The organism is Shewanella sp. N2AIL, from assembly GCF_022690845.1.
Classification (GTDB): domain Bacteria; phylum Pseudomonadota; class Gammaproteobacteria; order Enterobacterales; family Shewanellaceae; genus Shewanella; species Shewanella baltica.
The window spans coordinates 1-16,317 of sequence record NZ_JALBYT010000054.1 but is presented as its reverse complement, the minus strand read 5'-3'; the positions used below and the strand labels follow the sequence as shown (position 1 = coordinate 16,317).

Below are 16,317 nucleotides of genomic sequence, written 5' to 3'. Positions count from 1 at the left end.
AGAGATCAGAAATTGTGAAGCGGTTGGCGCTGTAACACTCAACCCAGATAAGGCACCAGAAGAAGGCGTAATAAATGCAGCTTAATATTTAAACAAAGAGTGACAACTATCTTGAAAAACACCGTCTCCTTTAGAAAGTAATAATAGTTGGAAGGTGTATTTACCTTCTTTCACAACGAGTGTTCCGTTCTGCGTTAATCGTTTTGAAATCACAGGGTATAAGGACGAGAAATCGGCTATAGGTATCAAATCAAATACATGCTGAATAAGTGTTCCATTAGGTAATTCGAGTTCAGGCGGGATATCGTTCGGAATGTTTAAGATAATAGTGCTAGGCTCAACTATTAACTCAGAAACGATGGAATCATATATATAAGGAAAAAAACTTGAGTCGATTTCACAGTAATCCAACTGATTACTAAACCAATACTTATAGGCATGACCAAGGCTTGCGGCTTGCTCACCTATAATGCGATCTGTGCATTGATATTCTAGACTTTTCCCGGTAACAATCTTGTGCGACAAAAGCTGCATGTTTGAATCAAAATCAATGATTCTGATATGACTGTCAGTTAGTTCACTAATAATTTGAGTAGTGTAATAACGTTGAAAATCTAGAGGTGAGTTATATCTATAGACAGTTTTGGCATACACTGGACAACATAATACAGACAGCAAAATACCAAAAAGAGTTGTAATCTCTCGTATCATCCGTGAAAACTTATTTATCCTAAAAAATTGAAACCAATGTTAACAAAAACAACTTTGTATACATTTGTTGCAAGCTTCACGAAAAAGTTAAAAAATTATCCACTGCAAGATTAATTTTCATGAAAATATGCAGCGCTATTGGTTAATCGCATGATTTAAAGAGTAGTAATTTAATTACTACTTTTGACCTGTTAGCCGCAGATATTCCTCCATCAATGATTCATAATTGGAAACAGCCTGTTAATTTATTATCTATTTTAGCCCATTCATACAAATCATTATCACGCAAAGAATTACCCTAATAAAAAATAAACTAAACTAGATTCATATAAACAGAAATACAGGTTATACATGAGCAAGCCGAACACTATTTAATCAATTTAAACTTCTGGCACTCTAATTATTCTGTAAGCCTAATAACCTACAATTAATCTTAAGCAGACCAAGGTTAGAACAGACAGAGACGAGCATACAATCCAGCCAATTATTCCTTAAAATGAGCGCTCACTCTGCCTATCGACTCAGACGCTTGATGATTTCGCTGTGCTGCGGATATTGAGCTAGTAACGTTTTTTGGCTAAATAACTCGAAATCATCGAAGGTAAAACCGGGGGACACCATGCAGCCCACGAGCGAAAAACCGGGTTGATTCATGGCTGAACCAAAGATACAGCCCTTAGGGACTAAAAACTGTGGTCGCTCACCCGCCGCTAAATTAAGCCCTAATTGCGCCGTGGTTAACACGCCTTCAGGGTCAATCATATAAATGGTGAGCGATTGTCCTGCATGGAAGTACCACATTTCATCGGCGGTTAGTCGGTGAAAGTGGGAAACTTCCCCCGTGCGCAGTAAAAAATAGATACTGCTCCATAATGCCCGAGTCTGATCAAACGGCGTTTCAGAACGATAGGATGAGCGGTAATAGCCGCCTTCAACATGCTGTTCTAGTGCTAAATGTTCAATAAAATCATCGGCTGTATGCATTATAAATCCCTGGATAAAATTAAAACCACAATTCAGGTTCTAGAGTCTACTCGAAAAACATCTGCTCACTAAGCATTGCGGTTTAGCTTTTTGAACATAAGCACACACGCCAAAGTTCAACATATCACTATTGACTCGTTACAATAAGCAAAGAGAGAGTTATGGCTTGTGGCATCAATCGCGCTGGCGACTTGGCAAAATCGTGACGACAAATAAATTGTACGGCGTGTCGTTATGGTTTGTTGTTCGCACCAAAAGCGGCTAGATTATTATGAGTTAGCGGGATTCATTGGCGGCTAAAGCTCCAAAGAGCGGCTCGTAATGATGACTTGGACACGCAGACATAAAGTTAAGTGATTTTCCACAGGGATCTTAATTGATGATCAATATTGAACAGATGGCGTTAATCCTCGATGCACTGCCAGATCCTGCCTTAATATTGTCAAAAAGTGGTCGGTACGTGGCTGTATTCGGCGGTAAAGATGGGCGTTATTACCACGATGGTAGTGGCTTAGTAGGTTTGTACATTGCTGATGTATTAAACCCCGATAAAACAAATTACTTCTTAGGCATTATCGAACAAGCCTTAGCTAGCCGAGCGTTACTGATTGAAGAATATGAGCTCAGCAATAAAGATGTCAAAGGCTTACCCGACGAAGGCCCAGATCAACCCATTTGGTTTGAGGGGCGAATTCAAGCGCTAGACTTTCTCGTCAATGATGAGCCAGTGGTGCTCTGGGTCGCCAGTAATATCTCACAGCGACATGAGCTTGAACTGCAACTGCGTCAGCTCAGCGATACCGATCAGCTCACAGGATTATATAATCGCCGCCGATTAGAACGCGACTTAACCGTTCAATTCGACACTTTTCAGCGCCACCGTACGCCCACCTCAATCTTGATCCTCGATTTAGACCACTTAAAGTCCATCAATGACCAGTTAGGCCACCATGCTGGCGATAAAATTATCATCGCCGTTGCTGAAACCTGTCGCACTCAATTTAGAAAAACCGATAGCGCGTATCGTTTTGGTGGGGATGAATTTGTGATTGCCCTGCCCGGTGTCGAACAGTCTCAGGCGGTTAAATTTGCAGAATACCTCTGCGATTGTTTTTACTCGGCACTGCAACAACATGCGGTTAATGGCTTGTTTGCCACCGTAAGTATCGGGGTTGCCAGCATAGAAGCATTGGATACTTCCTATGAAGACACGCTTAAGCGGGCCGATGCGGCCCTGTATCAAGCGAAACGTAACGGTAAAAATCGAGTTATATCAAATACAGCCTGAGCGGACTTAAGTCGTTCTAACTACCAATGACAATAACGAATGCTCATCCCATAGAAAGTGCCCTTAACAAGTTATAGTTAGAAATACTCATGACAAGGTTGAATCACAAAGGCTGCAAACAAAAAAGCGAACCCTAAGGTTCGCTTTTAAACACATTAAGCTAATGCCAAATAACAGAATTAATTCGCGTCTTTCGCAGCTTTACGGGCTTGATGCAGCTTTTTATAGCTTTCAATCAATCTTAAATGCGGCTCAATGCCTTCGAGCTGCATGCTGGTCTTAGTCAGGCCATAAAAACGCACTTTACCTGTGACTGAGCCAACAACGTTGTCCATCACTTCTTTACCGAACATGCGGTTGAAATTATGGATAAAATCATCAAGCTCTAACTCGTCATCTAAAGTCACTTCCAATACAGCATTCATAGCTTGGTAGAACAGGCCGCGTTTAACGGTATTGTCGTTAAACTGCAGGAACTCACCGACTAGCTCAATCGCGTCTTCGTGCGCACCGAGCGCCAAATAAATCAGGATCTTAAGCTCGATAATCGTGAGCTGACCCCAAACGGTATTTTCATCGAATACAATGCCGATTAAGGTGCGGATATCCGTGTAGTTATCGAGTTGGCTTTCTTCTAAACGATTAACCAAATTAACCAGCTGTTTAGTGCTTAACGAATGCAGATTTAGGATATCTTCACGGTATGCCAGCGCCTTGTTGGTGTTATCCCAAATCAAGTCATCAACTGGATAAATTTCAGAATAATCAGGTACTAAAATACGGCATGCCGATGCACCTAAATCGGTAAATTCAGCGATATACACCTCTTTACCTAACTCTTCTAAGATACCAAACAGACTGCTGGCTTCTTCTTCGCTGGTGCCAGAGAAATCCCATTCGCAAAATTCATAATCAAATTTACTGCTAAAGAAGCGCCATGAAATCACTCCTGTTGAATCAATAAAGTGCTCAACAAAGTTTTCTGGCTCACTGACCGCCATGCTGTTAAAGGTCGGTTTTGGCACGTCGTTTAAGCCTTCGAAACTGCGGCCTTGCAGTAATTCAGTTAAGCTGCGCTCTAATGCCACTTCAAAGCTTGGGTGCGCGCCAAATGAGGCAAACACGCCGCCGGTTTTCGGGTTCATTAGGGTCACGCACATCACAGGGAATTGACCGCCGAGTGAAGCGTCTTTGACTACAACTGGGAAACCTTGCTCTTCTAAGCCGTTAATGCCCGCGAGAATACTGGGATATTTTTCAAGTACCTGCATTGGCACATCTGGCAATACAATTTCTTGCTCAATGATTTGGCGTTTAACGGCACGCTCAAAAATCTCTGACAGGCACTGCACATGCGCTTCTTGCAGGTTATTGCCCGCGCTCATACCGTTACTTAAAAATAGGTTTTCAATCAGGTTCGATGGGAAGTAAACCGTTTCACCGTCAGATTTACGGGTGTAAGGAATAGCACAAATGCCGCGCTTAAGATTGCCCGAATTAGTATCAATCAAGTGCGAACCGCACAGCTCGTCGTCTGGGTTGTAAATCTCTAAACAATAGTCATCCAGAATACCCGCTGGTAGCGCATCGTCTTCTTCTAATGCAAACCACTTTTCATTGGGATAATGCACAAATTCGCTATTAGCGATTTCGGTACCAAAGAATTGATCATTATAGAAAAAGTTGTTATTTAACCGCTCAATAAACTCGCCGAGTGCCGAGCACAGTGCACTTTCTTTAGTCGCGCCTTTACCATTGGTAAAACACATTGGCGAAGCGGCGTCACGAATATGCAGTGACCACACGTTCGGCACTATGTTACGCCATGATGAGATCTCAATCTTCATTCCAAGATCGGCGAGCATGCCCGTCATATTGGCAATGGTCTGCTCCAGTGGCAGATCTTTACCCAGAATAAAGGTGCTCGATGCGCCATTAGGCTGGCCCATCAACATGGCATTGGCGTCTGCGTCTAGGTTTTCAACGGTTTCAATCTTAAATTCTGGACCCGTTTGCACCACTTTTTTAACGGTACAACGGTCAATTGAACGCAAAATACCTTCGCGATCTTTATCGGAAATATCTTCTGGCAATTCAACCTGAATTTGGAAAATCTGGTTGTAGCGATCTTCTGGATCGACAATATTGTTCTGCGACAGTCTGATGTTATCCGTTGGAATATCGCGGGCTTTGCAATACACCTTCACGAAATAGGCCGCACACAGGGCTGACGACGCTAAGAAATAATCAAACGGACTAGGAGCAGAACCATCACCTTTGTAGCGGATCGGCTGATCGGCTGTAACGGTAAAATCATCAAACTTGGCTTCAAGTCTAAGATTGTCGAGAAAATTAACTTTGATTTCCATTGAATATGATTTCCACTAAATATGCGAGTCTGTAGCAGCCCATCGACCAAGTCGCGTCATTGGTAATGAGTCATTAAGGGGGAATTATCGGTGTTTTTGGCCCATTAGTCTTGAGTTAATTATGTTAAAAACCACAATCGGGGCATTTGCGGCTTAGCTTAGTGGGTTGAATAGCAGGTTTGAGTTTGAACTGAGATTGAATAACATGAAGGCCAAGTAAGCCAATTAGTCGCAGATTAAAACCAAGTACAAAAACAAATTATTGATGTTTTTCAGTCTCTCGCTTAACTAACAGAAAGGTTAAATACATCTTAGTGGGTAATGATAACGCCATGCCAAAGGCGACACACATAGCACTGAGAATAATCCCCTGCACGCCCATCGCTTCAACAGTGTCATTAAAGTTATGCAGATAAATACCCAGCGCAATAAGACAAATACCCACACTAATGCAGATTTTCAGCGTTAAAATCAGCTTTTCATTCGTCACTGTTCCGCCCTTACCCTTCGCCGCCATGTCACTTTGCTGCCGACCCGCTGCAAGTTTAGATACCTGCTCAAGGTTCGCGAAAGTCTAGCCGCCATTTGCATCAAGTTTAACTAATATAGTGAACGCATTTTCCATATTGGGCCTTGATTAAGATCAACCAAAGTGACCGAACTTAAGGTATACCCAACCCATGAGGCATAAGAAAAAAGCGGTTTTTTTGTCATTTACATTATATTTTTGTTAACTTAAGCACTTAAGAATATGGGAAATTAGCTATACTGCCCTGCAATAAAAAGGATGTTCATCACGGAGTCATCAAGCATGTCTAATTTCAGTTTACGTAACAAACTACTGCTGTTATCGCTGTTCCCGTTAATCTTGACCCTGTGCATACTCATGACAGTTTCTTACTATGTCGAACAAAGCGCCCTTGCCGATGAAGTCACGACCTTTAGAACTAAGCTTATCGGTGAACGTAAAACCCAAATAAAAGAAGCCACCGAAATTGCGGCCGGCATAGTGCAATATCAGTTGTCTTTAAAAGAAAATGGCAATGTAAATCAAGCGCTCCGTGATATCCGTTTTGGCAGTTCTGGTTACTTCTTTATTTACGACTCTCAAGGCAAAAACCTGTTCCATGCCGTCATGCCCAACCTCGAAGGGCAAAATAAAATTGATATGACAGATCCCCGCGGCACAAAAATCATTGTTGGTTTACTCGATGCAGCTAAAAAGGGTGACGGTAACTTCTCCTTCTATTTCCAAAAACCCAATACTAATGAGCAAATTGAGAAAATCGGTTACTCCATGATGATCCCTGGCACAGATTGGATGCTAGGCACGGGCGCTTATATCGATGATATCGACGCTGTCGTTGAGGATTATCGTGCAACGGTCACAGAGCAAATGATCGATAAGTCCTATGCCATTCTGTTAATTGCACTGTTACTCGCTGCGATGACTGCCGTCGTTATTCTCGCCACCGCCCAGCGCATGGTGGCACCGATTAAAAATATGGCGGACAACTTAAACGATATCGCCAAAGGCGAAGGTGATTTAACTAAACGCCTCACAGTGAAAGGTGAAGATGAAATAGCGCAACTAGGTCAATCCTTTAACCTGTTTGTCGATAAGCTCCAAACCATCATAGGCGATGTGGCAAACGCGACCGCTAAAGTTAAAAGCGCGGCCAACGCGATTCACGATCAAACCAAAGTCATGTCGAGCCAGCTCATCAGCCATAACAATGAAACTGATCAAGTAGTTACCGCCATCACTGAAATGTCAGCCACCGCCAGCGAAGTAGCGCAAAATACCACGCAAGTGGCTGAAGCGACTCACGCTGCCACTGGCGATGTAGCCAATGCTCAGCGTTGCGTCGATGCTTCTTTAGAAGAAATATCCGCGCTCATGGCGCAAATCAACAATGCGGCTGGCAATATTCAATCCTTGAGCGAACAGTCAAAGAAAATCAATAACGTTCTGTCAGTGATTGGCGGCATCGCCGAGCAAACTAACCTATTAGCATTAAATGCCGCCATCGAAGCCGCTCGCGCCGGAGAACAAGGTAGAGGCTTTGCCGTGGTGGCCGATGAAGTGCGTAACTTAGCGAGTCGAACTCAATCAAGCACGCTAGAAATCAACGAGATGCTATCCGAACTGCACAAGCTTGTGGCGCTGGCGGTGAAAACGATGGAAGAAAGTCAGCAAAGCTGCGTACGCTCGGTAGACTCTTCACGCGCAATCTCCGAAAGCCTAGGCTCAGTGACATCGGCGGTCACGGCAATCAACGACATGAGCACCCAAATTGCAACGGCGGCTACGGAACAAAGCTCTGTGACCGAAGAAATCAACCGCAACGTGTTCGCCATCCAAGAGATTGTGAATGAGTTACTTCATTCCAGTGAAGATGCTGCCAGAGTCAGCCAAACCGTATCGCAAGAAGGAATTAACCTCGGTAAACTCGTCGGCCAGTTTAAGATTTAAACTTATTTTGAATGGGTTGTAAGCTAATTAAGACATAGCAACCCATTGGTTTGCTGAAAATGTAAGATAAGGTCTCAGCCTTGCTGAGGCCGATGGCTGTGGATTGTGGATTGTGGATTGTGGATTAAGAGTTGGAGGCGCTGATTTTAATTTAAAAAAGTAAAACTTAAATCCCGTTACCTACGTATATAACCCAAATACTCAACTCAGTAGAAGTGACCATGTTTTCAATCTTTAAGAAAAATCCCTTAAAAAAGTTAACTCAGCAATACAATGCAAAGCTTGAAGAAGCGATGCATGCACAGAGAAAAGGCGATATTCGATCCTACTCAATGCTGACCGCTGAAGCCGAGCAAATTGAAAATCAAATAAAAGTGTTAGAAAAAGCAGCCAAGCAATAGAGGCGCATAGCGAGAACGCAAAGTAAGCAAACTACCAAGAGTCGGCTTGAAAACGTGCCAATCTGGCTTCTGTGATAGTACATTGGGTCAGTTGCATCAACTGACCTAAAGTGATCGCGGGATTGTCAGTGATAAGCCGAATCAACTTAGCGTCTAAGGGCTCTAGCTTATCCGCATGTTGCAGCAAGGCCGTTTCCAACTTTTTGATAAGATAACCAAACTGGTCATCTTTAGCTGTTAACTGCTTCGCTGGCAACGACTCGACTTGTAAATGCGCACTGCAGGATTGGATCTTAATCGCCCCACCCACCATGCACCAATTCCTCGAACGTCGCACACGCTTAAGCTCGCAATCATATTGGATTGCAATCGCTTGAGCTTGTTTAACCGCCTCCCGCCCAATTCGATGAATAAGCGAGGGCAGCGAGATACTAATGTCGTCGTTCATAACTCTTGATTAATAACTCTGATTAATAGCTGTTGGATAATCGCTATTGATCTATAGCCGATCGTTTAGAACTGTTGATTTATCGCAGATTTTCATGGCTATAGAATAAAGTCTGCTCGACTTAACATTCAAGCGCCAGAAAATACCACGCGCGAAAGTGTAGCACTGTATCCTCGCAGGCTAATAAGGTTGACGAACAGATGCCGCCATACTTATCCATGCTGCGTAATCAGTCACAGTTAAAGTCTTGAGCGTTGCGCTGGGATTGCCTACAATAGCGCACGCTTTTTCACTATAGACAACGACAGATCACGACCATGACCGACACAACATCATTACCTGCTTTACCGGATCGCCTTTCCGTTAACCCACGCAGCCCACACCATGTGGCAGAAATTTTCGAGCACGATATCGGTATTAAGCTCAACGGCAAAGAGCGTTTTGATGTCGAAGAATATTGCATCAGTGAAGGTTGGGTAAAAGTACCAAGCAAATCCTTAGACCGTCGCGGCCAACCTCTTTTGCTCACAGTAAAAGGCACAGTTGAAGCCTTTTATCGTTAAGCCTTAGCGCAAAGAGCGGGATCATAAAATGAGTAAAGGCTAGCCGTGGGAACCCTAGCTAGCCTTAAATAGCAAACACCATTCCCCTTATATTATTGTTTTCGAACTAGTTTATCCGCAAGATAGTCAGCTAATTCAGCAAGAGGGATGTGAGTCATAACACCATCTTTGCGGCACTTAACTGACACACACTTCTCGGCTTCTTCCTTATCCCCAACCGTTAAGATGTAAGGCACTTTTTGCTTGTGAAAGCGTTTCATTTTGCGGGCAACTGAGTTTTGACTGATATCAACCAACACTCGCATGTCTCGTGCTAAACATAGTGCGGCTAACTGACGGACAAATTGACTGTTTGACTCATTCACTGAGGCAATAGCAACAGGCACGGGATGCAACCAATCCGGCAGGTTACCCTGTGAGACTTCCAAGAGAATCCCCAACCAACGCTCGATAGAGCCATACATAGCTTGGTGCATAATCACTGGCCGTTCGAATTCACCTTGCTCATTTGTGTACTGAACATCGAATCTTTCAGGCAAATTGAAATCAAACTGGATAGTGCCACACTGCCAGCGTCTTCCCATAGAATCTGTCAGTGACAATTCAATTTTGGGACCATAAAAAGCCCCTTCGCCAGCTTGATACTCGGCATCAAAGCCCTCAACCTGGCAGGCTGAATCCAATAGCTTTTGTGCTCGGCACCATTGCTCATCGCTGCCTAATGCCTTCTCAGGTTTAGTCGATATTTTTACGTCTAAATTATGGTAGCCGTAATCACCATAAACCTGCTTTGCCCGTTGGAGAAAACCACATATCTCCTCCTCTGCCTGAGACCAACAGCAAAAAACATGGGCATCATCCTGAGTGAACTGGCGTGCGCGCAGGCAACCATTTAACGAGCCTGAGGATTCATTACGGTGCACCAAGCCAAACTCAAATAGTCGCAGTGGCAAATCTCTATGGCTATGTACCCCGCGCTTAAACAGCAAAATATGGGCAGGACAAGACATAGGTTTTAAAACATATTCACCCATGTTTTCTTTTCCGCCACCGAAAAACATGTTCTCTGCAAACATGTCCATATGCCCAGACGTTTGCCATAACTCCTTCTTCATAAAAACAGGCGTGTTCACTTCCTCAAAACCATTTCGGCGATACACGCGCCTCATGTGCTCTTGAATATCTCGGAATAACGCCCAGCCATTCGGGTGCCAAAAAATCATACCCGGCGCCTGTGGTTCAGAGTGAAATAGGTCAAGTTGTTCTGCAATTTCGCGATGTGTTTTCATCATTCTCTCCTGAGTAAAATCTGAGTAAAATCTGAGCGAAATACAAAACCAAGGTATAAAAAAACCCTCTGGCGATGTCGCTCAGAGGGTTTTTTTAAAGACGCAAAAAACTACCCCCCGAGAATTCTCGTGGTGGTAGTGGTGGTGTTAATTGCGCTTACGTATATTTTTTTCATGCGCCAGTAATAACAAATCATCCCTATCGCAGCAAGCATTTTGTTTATAAAAAAATAAATGGCAGACAAAATAAAGACAAAATAAATGGCCATCCATAATGAATTATTAGACCGTCGCGGCCAACCTCTTTTGCTCACAGTAAAAGACACAGTTGAAGCCTTTTATCGTTAAGCTTGCAAAGAGCTAGATCATAAAAACGGCCAATTAATATTGGCCATTTTTGTTTGCCTATTCTACTTCTGCGGCTAAACCATAGGCCTGGTAAATCTGTTTTACACGGCCCGATGCAGCCATATCAAGCAGCGCCCGATTAAGTTCATCGAAAATAGCAGCATGGGTAGAGTTACGGGACATACCAAAATAATGTTCGATCCGATTCGACTGACGGTAATCGGCATAGCTAAAACGATCGTAACCGAGCTGCTTGAAGGCATTCTCAATGGCGGCACGATCGAGCACTACCATAGTGTCAAAACGCCCCATGATAAACATGCGAGCCATGTTTTCATCATCGGTAGACTCAATTTTACGTAGCGCGGGATCCGTATTAAAACGCTCAAAATAAACTGTGCCCCGTTTAACCCCTACAGTAAGCTGATACAAATCCTCATAGGACTTAATCCGTCCTTCCTCGCCGGCTTTTACGAGAAACAAAATATCGCGAGTCTGAGTGCCGATAGGACCAAGAAACCGTACAAATGCCTCTCGTTCTTCGTCTCGTATCGTGCGCGGCACAATGTCGACCGTGCCTACCCGCAACTCATGAATGCTGCGAGCAAAAGGACGCGCGCTCCATTCGACGCGATAACCGACCTTAGCCGCCGCTTCCTCAAGAATATCCTTTAACGGACTCGTCATAGTATTAGTTCGCTCATCAAGCACCATCTCAGGAGGACGATGTCGAAAATCGGCACGCAGCACTTTAGAAAAATGAGTCGATTGCACCTCAGCGGCGACAATGATGTCCGCGAAAAAACCACAACCAAGCACACACAGAATAGCGTAAACAGAAGGCAACGAAACAAGGATACTTTTAAAATACATAGAGATGCCCGCAAATTTAAATGTTGCATTTAGCATAACTCAAAAAATCGAAAACTAAAGTGCATAAAACATAGACCCAGCCTGTAATTGTGATAAACATCATTGATTAAACCGCATAGAGCAGGTTAAAGTGTGACCACAAAGTAAAAAGTGTGACCACTCAGGAAAATGCAGGGCAAACTCGAACTCAATCATCGAAGACGCCATTTAAGGAAGAAGAAGCAAATCAGCAATGTGCGCCCAAACTCTAAGCAGACAAGTCTGCCACCACTTTCCAAAATAATAAGTACATTTTATTAGCGGGTTATGTCATCGGGTTAACTATTGACTCGCATTACTTCAGGGACGTAAATGACCGATTTCAGCAGCATTCTTTTATCCTACGGGATACTTCTGTCTGGCCTTCTTGTCACAGTGGGTGTGATGTATGTGTTGCTCAAACATCGCGATGCAACCGTCAAGCTGCCCGTTGATCGTGAGCAACTGACCCGTATCCCCGCCTATGGCTTACAAGAGCAAATCCATGATCTGCAATTAGATTTAATCGGCTGCATGATGATGGGACTATTGATTGTTTGCCTTCCATTTGCCGCCAGCAGCATCCAAGCGCATATCACAGTCGGAAAATTCCCTTGGTTGTTCGCCTTAACAGGTTTAATAGGAGTAATTTACTTCGGTATTAAAACTTGGAAACTCTTTTCAAAGCTCACCAAATTACGCCTCGGTCATACCGCTGAAATTGCCACAGCCAATGAGCTTATCGGCTTACAAGCCTTGGGTTATCAAGTGTTTCACGATGTCCAAGCCGACGGCTTTAACATCGACCATCTTGTCGTAGGCAAAAATGGCGTATTCGCCATTGAAACCAAAGGCCGCCATAAGCGCAATAAAGACCTACTCCAAACCAATGGCAATGGCTCAAGCTCTGGCAAAAAAGGCTATCAAGTATTTTACAAAGACGGGCGCTTAAACTTCCCCTCGTGGACAGAAACCAAACCCATAGAACAGGCAGAACGGCAAAGCAAATGGGTCAGTCAATGGTTAACCAAAGCCACAGGAACACCAGTATCCTCAACCCCAGTACTCGTATTCCCCGGCTGGTATGTCACCTGCCAGACCAAACCACCGTTCCCGATCGTCAACCACAAACAATTAGTCGGCACTATCCCAACGCTAAGAACCCAAGCTCTAACCCAGCAACAAGTCGACACCATCATCTACCAAGTCGCCCAAAGATGCCTGAGTAAAAGCGAGGTGGGGAAATGATTACAAAAATAACTGCTTTGGACGCTTATAAAAACAACAAGTATAAAAATGTATTATTGTTCGCCACAATTAACTTTCTGATAGGAAAATAATTTAAGGAAATAAAAATGTCAGAAACATCAAGTATTGCAATAATGGCAGAAAAAGTTTCAGAAGATATATTTAAATGGTTTAAATGGGATCACCTACCAATTAAAGATCTTAATTTCAAATGCCACAAAGGTGCTGAACATAGCAGCAGTACACAAGATAAGAAAACGCATCCAGTGGATACAATATTTAAATATAAAGATCCATATAAAGGACGTTATATATTCTTTAACACTGACCTAAAAAGCTATAAAAAATCATCGATAACATCGAGTGCGGTAAGAGAGGCTCTAACCTCTCTAGCTAGAACTATTGATTGTGCAGAAGGTAGTGAAGAATGGAATAAGCGATATGCTTTAAACATACAAAACTATGAAATTCGTGGACTTCTATTTGTATATAATCACGACGGTGAATATCATAATAGTTTTTCTGAATTATTCAAACCTAAAGTAGGAAAAAGTGGAAAACTGGCTGGTGGCATAAATATTGGGAATTTACCAGTTAGAGAGGGGCAGCAAATTCATATAATTGAACCATTACTAATTCAATATATGAGAACAATAATTTCTGATATGGATAAATTACATAGAGATGGTTTATTTCCAGAAAAAACATATTCATTTTATTACCCAGACCTTCTTCAGCACAAACTGAAAGGAGACACAAATCAACATCCTGCTACAATTGAGCTAATATCTGGCCCTTATTTGATAATTAAGCATGATGAAATAACTAAATGGTGTGAAACACAAAGCAAACCTGTAACCCGATATGGGAAGGGTTATGTTATTTACTACAATCGAACTGGAGAAACCAGTTTAGAATTCATTTACCTTTTGGATATGCTGTCTAACCTTCAAATTCTTAGAACAAAAGAAAATAAAATTAGAATTAGAGTTGCACACAACAAACCATTCGATGATATCCGTAGTAGTTTTCAAACTGCAATTGCAATGTATATCAATAGCCTTGGAGGCGATGAATATAAAGCAGAAGTGTTAAGATCTATAGAGTTTGAAATTGTTGAACAAACAAAAACTGTTTTCAGTACTAATAATATTGGATGGGATAGATAATGTTACAGTCATCCTTACATGCAGCAACAGATAAAGCTATCTTTGACGCGATAAACCAACACAAAGTTACTAAAGATGAAATTCTTCAAATGTTCTTCTACAGAGGAGTTATTGTTTCAAAGAAAACAGATAAAGAAGAACTTGCAAAAGAATACTCCTCATTCTTTCATAGTTATGAGGATTACGATAACCTTTCAACTATACTAGGCGTAAACAGCCGAAAAGAAAAACTTACTACATTTGCTTTAGAAACATCACTAAAAGTAAAAGATGTTGAAAGCTCAATAAGAAAAATAAAAGATGAGATAATTAATGAAGGTGCAACAGTTGAGCATCGAACACTACAAGAAGGGAAAAAGATAGAGTTATTAATAACCTACCAAACATTAAACTTATCAAAAAATGACTTTCAACAAATATGTACTCGTGATGCAGTTCTTACGATTGAAGAAACAGATCATGGATTAGATATTCAGCATCCTCAAAACAAAAAACTTTCTGAAATAAGTGATATATTAATTGATATTTTAGAGGAAAAAGATAAATCATTACAAAAAAATGAAATTGAACTTTGTGCCTTTGAAAAAGCTGAAGATAGAAGTAAATTCTTTGAATATTTAACAAAGGAAATGAATGGTTATACTTGTATAGATGTAACAGATACTTATGTTTTTAATCCAGCAAAAAAAATATTATCAGGAGAAGAAAACGAAGTTCATATAACAAGTGCATCTTTAAAAGGTACTGGAGTAAATTTATCTGAAGAATTGATGAATCTTCACTCTCAAGGTTTTTATACATGGAAGGTAACATGGAAAGCTACATTAACTAACACCCCATCATCAGATCTATATGTTTTTGAAGCCCAATTTAGTAACGCGGAGGAATGTAGAGACTTTTCTTACATTGTAAAGGGTTCTTTCAAACGAAAAGATGAAGGAAGTGTTGGAACAATTAGCGGACATTATCCTAATAGAACTTCAGTTTCATCTTTTGATGAAAAGACCTTAAACAAAATAATTAAAAAAACTGCATGGGATGCAATTGATAAACTATCAAAAGAGCTAATTACTAAAGGTGATTAAAATGACAATACAGCGAAGTAATTGGTACCAACTTACTACCAAACTTACTATCTCAGAAATATCAGAAAAGTTAAGAGAAAGTAAGCACCAACAATCAGATCCATATGGATTTGATTTAATTAGTATCGCTGGCGGAAGTGTTTTAGCAAAATACTCTGAAAAGTTCACATACATAGACAGCTATTTAAATATCTTTGGTGATGAAGTCACCTCAGAGTCAATCAGATATAAAATAGTAAAGTTTTCCATTACAGAAATATACTTAAACAAATATCTAATTCATATAGAAAACACTCCTCGATCTTCAATATCACTATTTTCTAACTTAGAGGAAATACTGAAATCAGATATCTCTATAAGTTCTATATCAATTCCTATAATAGATTTCCTTAACACTTTAACTGAAAACTCTGAAATAAAACAATTCAAGATAAAGAAAGCTATATTTTCTGGAATAGCAATATCGACAAAATCTAGAGCTAGAATTGAAATAACTTCAAGTCAAAATGCGCTAACTGACTTTAATAATAAATACAAAATTGAAGGATACGTTGTAGACAAGCTAAATTGCCATTTCAGATATAATGGAGAGGATGTTAGTTTAGAACTACGGAAAACAGGTGCTATATCTCATTCAAAAAAACTAACAACACTTTTGAATTCAGAACTATTAAATGCTGCTAAGAAAAGAGAATGACAGAACAGACATAACCCTTCACTCAACGGTTACACCAGAACTGGCATTGTTGCACCAGTGACCTTCTAAAACAGGATGTTTTAGTAGAGCCTACAGGGATGTATCCACGGCGTGTCACTGGTGTAACAGTGCGAGAGCCTGCGGCAGGCAATTAGCAGCACTCTATTATCAGCGACTTATAAAGCTAATTAGCAAGCTCAATCTCAGCAGAATGAAAACTAACCAGTAAAGAATCCGCCTTCTTAGAAGGCGGCTTTGACTTGCCCCTGGAAGGGGCTATTCCAAGAACCTACATCATCTGCAACGACAATTGAGCCTCATGTTCCTGATCTTGTTTATCTTGATGGCGC

Annotated in this window: 15 protein-coding genes and 1 pseudogene; 9 read left to right on the top strand and 7 right to left on the bottom strand. The window is 41.5% G+C overall.

Annotation, left to right across the window (positions count from 1 at the left end; genetic code table 11):
* Positions 1 to 81: 81 nt before the first annotated feature.
* Both MO387_RS20380 and MO387_RS20375 read right to left on the bottom strand, forming a co-directional pair.
* Positions 82 to 711 (bottom strand): hypothetical protein, encoded by a 630-nt coding sequence (locus MO387_RS20380; RefSeq protein ID WP_242326481.1) that lies wholly within the window; start codon positions 709 to 711, stop codon positions 82 to 84.
* Between the two features lie 513 nt (positions 712 to 1,224).
* Positions 1,225 to 1,695, bottom strand: a complete 471-nt coding sequence (locus MO387_RS20375) for a cupin domain-containing protein (protein ID WP_107949160.1) — start codon at positions 1,693 to 1,695, stop codon at positions 1,225 to 1,227.
* A 379-nt stretch (positions 1,696 to 2,074) separates the two neighbouring features.
* Here MO387_RS20375 and MO387_RS20370 point away from each other — a divergent pair, with 379 nt between their 5' ends.
* Entirely contained in the window at positions 2,075 to 2,983 is a 909-nt protein-coding gene (locus MO387_RS20370; RefSeq protein ID WP_063881664.1) for a sensor domain-containing diguanylate cyclase, read from the top strand.
* Positions 2,984 to 3,162: 179 nt separating this feature from the next.
* Here MO387_RS20370 and MO387_RS20365 read toward each other — a convergent pair whose 3' ends face one another.
* The gene (locus tag MO387_RS20365) at positions 3,163 to 5,352 is read right to left on the bottom strand and encodes an OsmC domain/YcaO domain-containing protein (RefSeq protein WP_107949162.1); all 2,190 of its coding nucleotides are present in this window, start codon (positions 5,350 to 5,352) and stop codon (positions 3,163 to 3,165) included.
* A 259-nt stretch (positions 5,353 to 5,611) separates the two neighbouring features.
* Positions 5,612 to 5,842: a hypothetical protein gene (locus MO387_RS20360; RefSeq protein ID WP_107950330.1), complete on the bottom strand. Its 231-nt coding sequence runs from the start codon at positions 5,840 to 5,842 to the stop codon at positions 5,612 to 5,614.
* A gap of 321 nt (positions 5,843 to 6,163) precedes the next feature.
* Between MO387_RS20360 and MO387_RS20355 the strand changes: the two genes are divergently transcribed.
* Together MO387_RS20355 and MO387_RS20350 are read left to right on the top strand one after the other, a co-directional pair.
* Positions 6,164 to 7,828: a methyl-accepting chemotaxis protein gene (locus tag MO387_RS20355; protein ID WP_063881674.1), complete on the top strand. Its 1,665-nt coding sequence runs from the start codon at positions 6,164 to 6,166 to the stop codon at positions 7,826 to 7,828.
* Between the two features lie 221 nt (positions 7,829 to 8,049).
* Complete coding sequence (locus MO387_RS20350) at positions 8,050 to 8,229, top strand: DUF6435 family protein (protein WP_011845786.1); 180 nt, start codon at positions 8,050 to 8,052, stop codon at positions 8,227 to 8,229.
* A 31-nt stretch (positions 8,230 to 8,260) separates the two neighbouring features.
* Here MO387_RS20350 and MO387_RS20345 read toward each other — a convergent pair whose 3' ends face one another.
* The gene (locus MO387_RS20345) at positions 8,261 to 8,677 is read right to left on the bottom strand and encodes a ribosome recycling factor family protein (protein WP_107949164.1); all 417 of its coding nucleotides are present in this window, start codon (positions 8,675 to 8,677) and stop codon (positions 8,261 to 8,263) included.
* A 317-nt stretch (positions 8,678 to 8,994) separates the two neighbouring features.
* On the opposite strand from MO387_RS20345, the gene MO387_RS20340 reads away from it, so the two are divergent.
* The gene (locus tag MO387_RS20340; RefSeq protein WP_006080205.1) at positions 8,995 to 9,240 is read left to right on the top strand and encodes a DUF3297 family protein; all 246 of its coding nucleotides are present in this window, start codon (positions 8,995 to 8,997) and stop codon (positions 9,238 to 9,240) included.
* A 92-nt stretch (positions 9,241 to 9,332) separates the two neighbouring features.
* On the opposite strand, the gene thrS is transcribed toward MO387_RS20340, so the two are convergent.
* On the bottom strand, positions 9,333 to 10,571 hold the full coding sequence (gene thrS, locus MO387_RS20335) for a threonine--tRNA ligase (RefSeq protein ID WP_347342546.1): 1,239 nt from the start codon (positions 10,569 to 10,571) through the stop codon (positions 9,333 to 9,335).
* A gap of 219 nt (positions 10,572 to 10,790) precedes the next feature.
* Between thrS and MO387_RS20330 the strand changes: the two are divergent.
* Positions 10,791 to 10,877, top strand: a pseudogene (locus MO387_RS20330) (DUF3297 family protein); the annotation flags it as partial.
* A 57-nt stretch (positions 10,878 to 10,934) separates the two neighbouring features.
* Here MO387_RS20330 and MO387_RS20325 read toward each other — a convergent pair.
* Positions 10,935 to 11,750 carry an ABC transporter substrate-binding protein gene (locus MO387_RS20325; protein ID WP_227257013.1) on the bottom strand — a complete coding sequence of 272 codons (816 nt, stop codon included), beginning with the start codon at positions 11,748 to 11,750 and terminating at the stop codon, positions 10,935 to 10,937.
* A gap of 351 nt (positions 11,751 to 12,101) precedes the next feature.
* Here MO387_RS20325 and MO387_RS20320 point away from each other — a divergent pair, with 351 nt between their 5' ends.
* The 4 genes from MO387_RS20320 (at position 12,102) to MO387_RS20305 (ending at position 15,967) form a co-directional block, all read left to right on the top strand.
* Complete coding sequence (locus MO387_RS20320; RefSeq protein ID WP_199908756.1) at positions 12,102 to 13,016, top strand: nuclease-related domain-containing protein; 915 nt, start codon at positions 12,102 to 12,104, stop codon at positions 13,014 to 13,016.
* Between the two features lie 107 nt (positions 13,017 to 13,123).
* Positions 13,124 to 14,185, top strand: coding sequence for a hypothetical protein (locus MO387_RS20315; RefSeq protein ID WP_107949173.1), 1,062 nt, complete (start codon positions 13,124 to 13,126; stop codon positions 14,183 to 14,185).
* The gene (locus MO387_RS20310) at positions 14,185 to 15,270 is read left to right on the top strand and encodes a hypothetical protein (protein ID WP_107949175.1); all 1,086 of its coding nucleotides are present in this window, start codon (positions 14,185 to 14,187) and stop codon (positions 15,268 to 15,270) included. Before MO387_RS20315 ends, MO387_RS20310 begins: the two co-directional genes overlap by 1 nt.
* Before the next feature lies 1 nt (position 15,271).
* The gene (locus MO387_RS20305) at positions 15,272 to 15,967 is read left to right on the top strand and encodes a hypothetical protein (RefSeq protein ID WP_107949178.1); all 696 of its coding nucleotides are present in this window, start codon (positions 15,272 to 15,274) and stop codon (positions 15,965 to 15,967) included.
* Positions 15,968 to 16,317 lie beyond the last annotated feature (350 nt).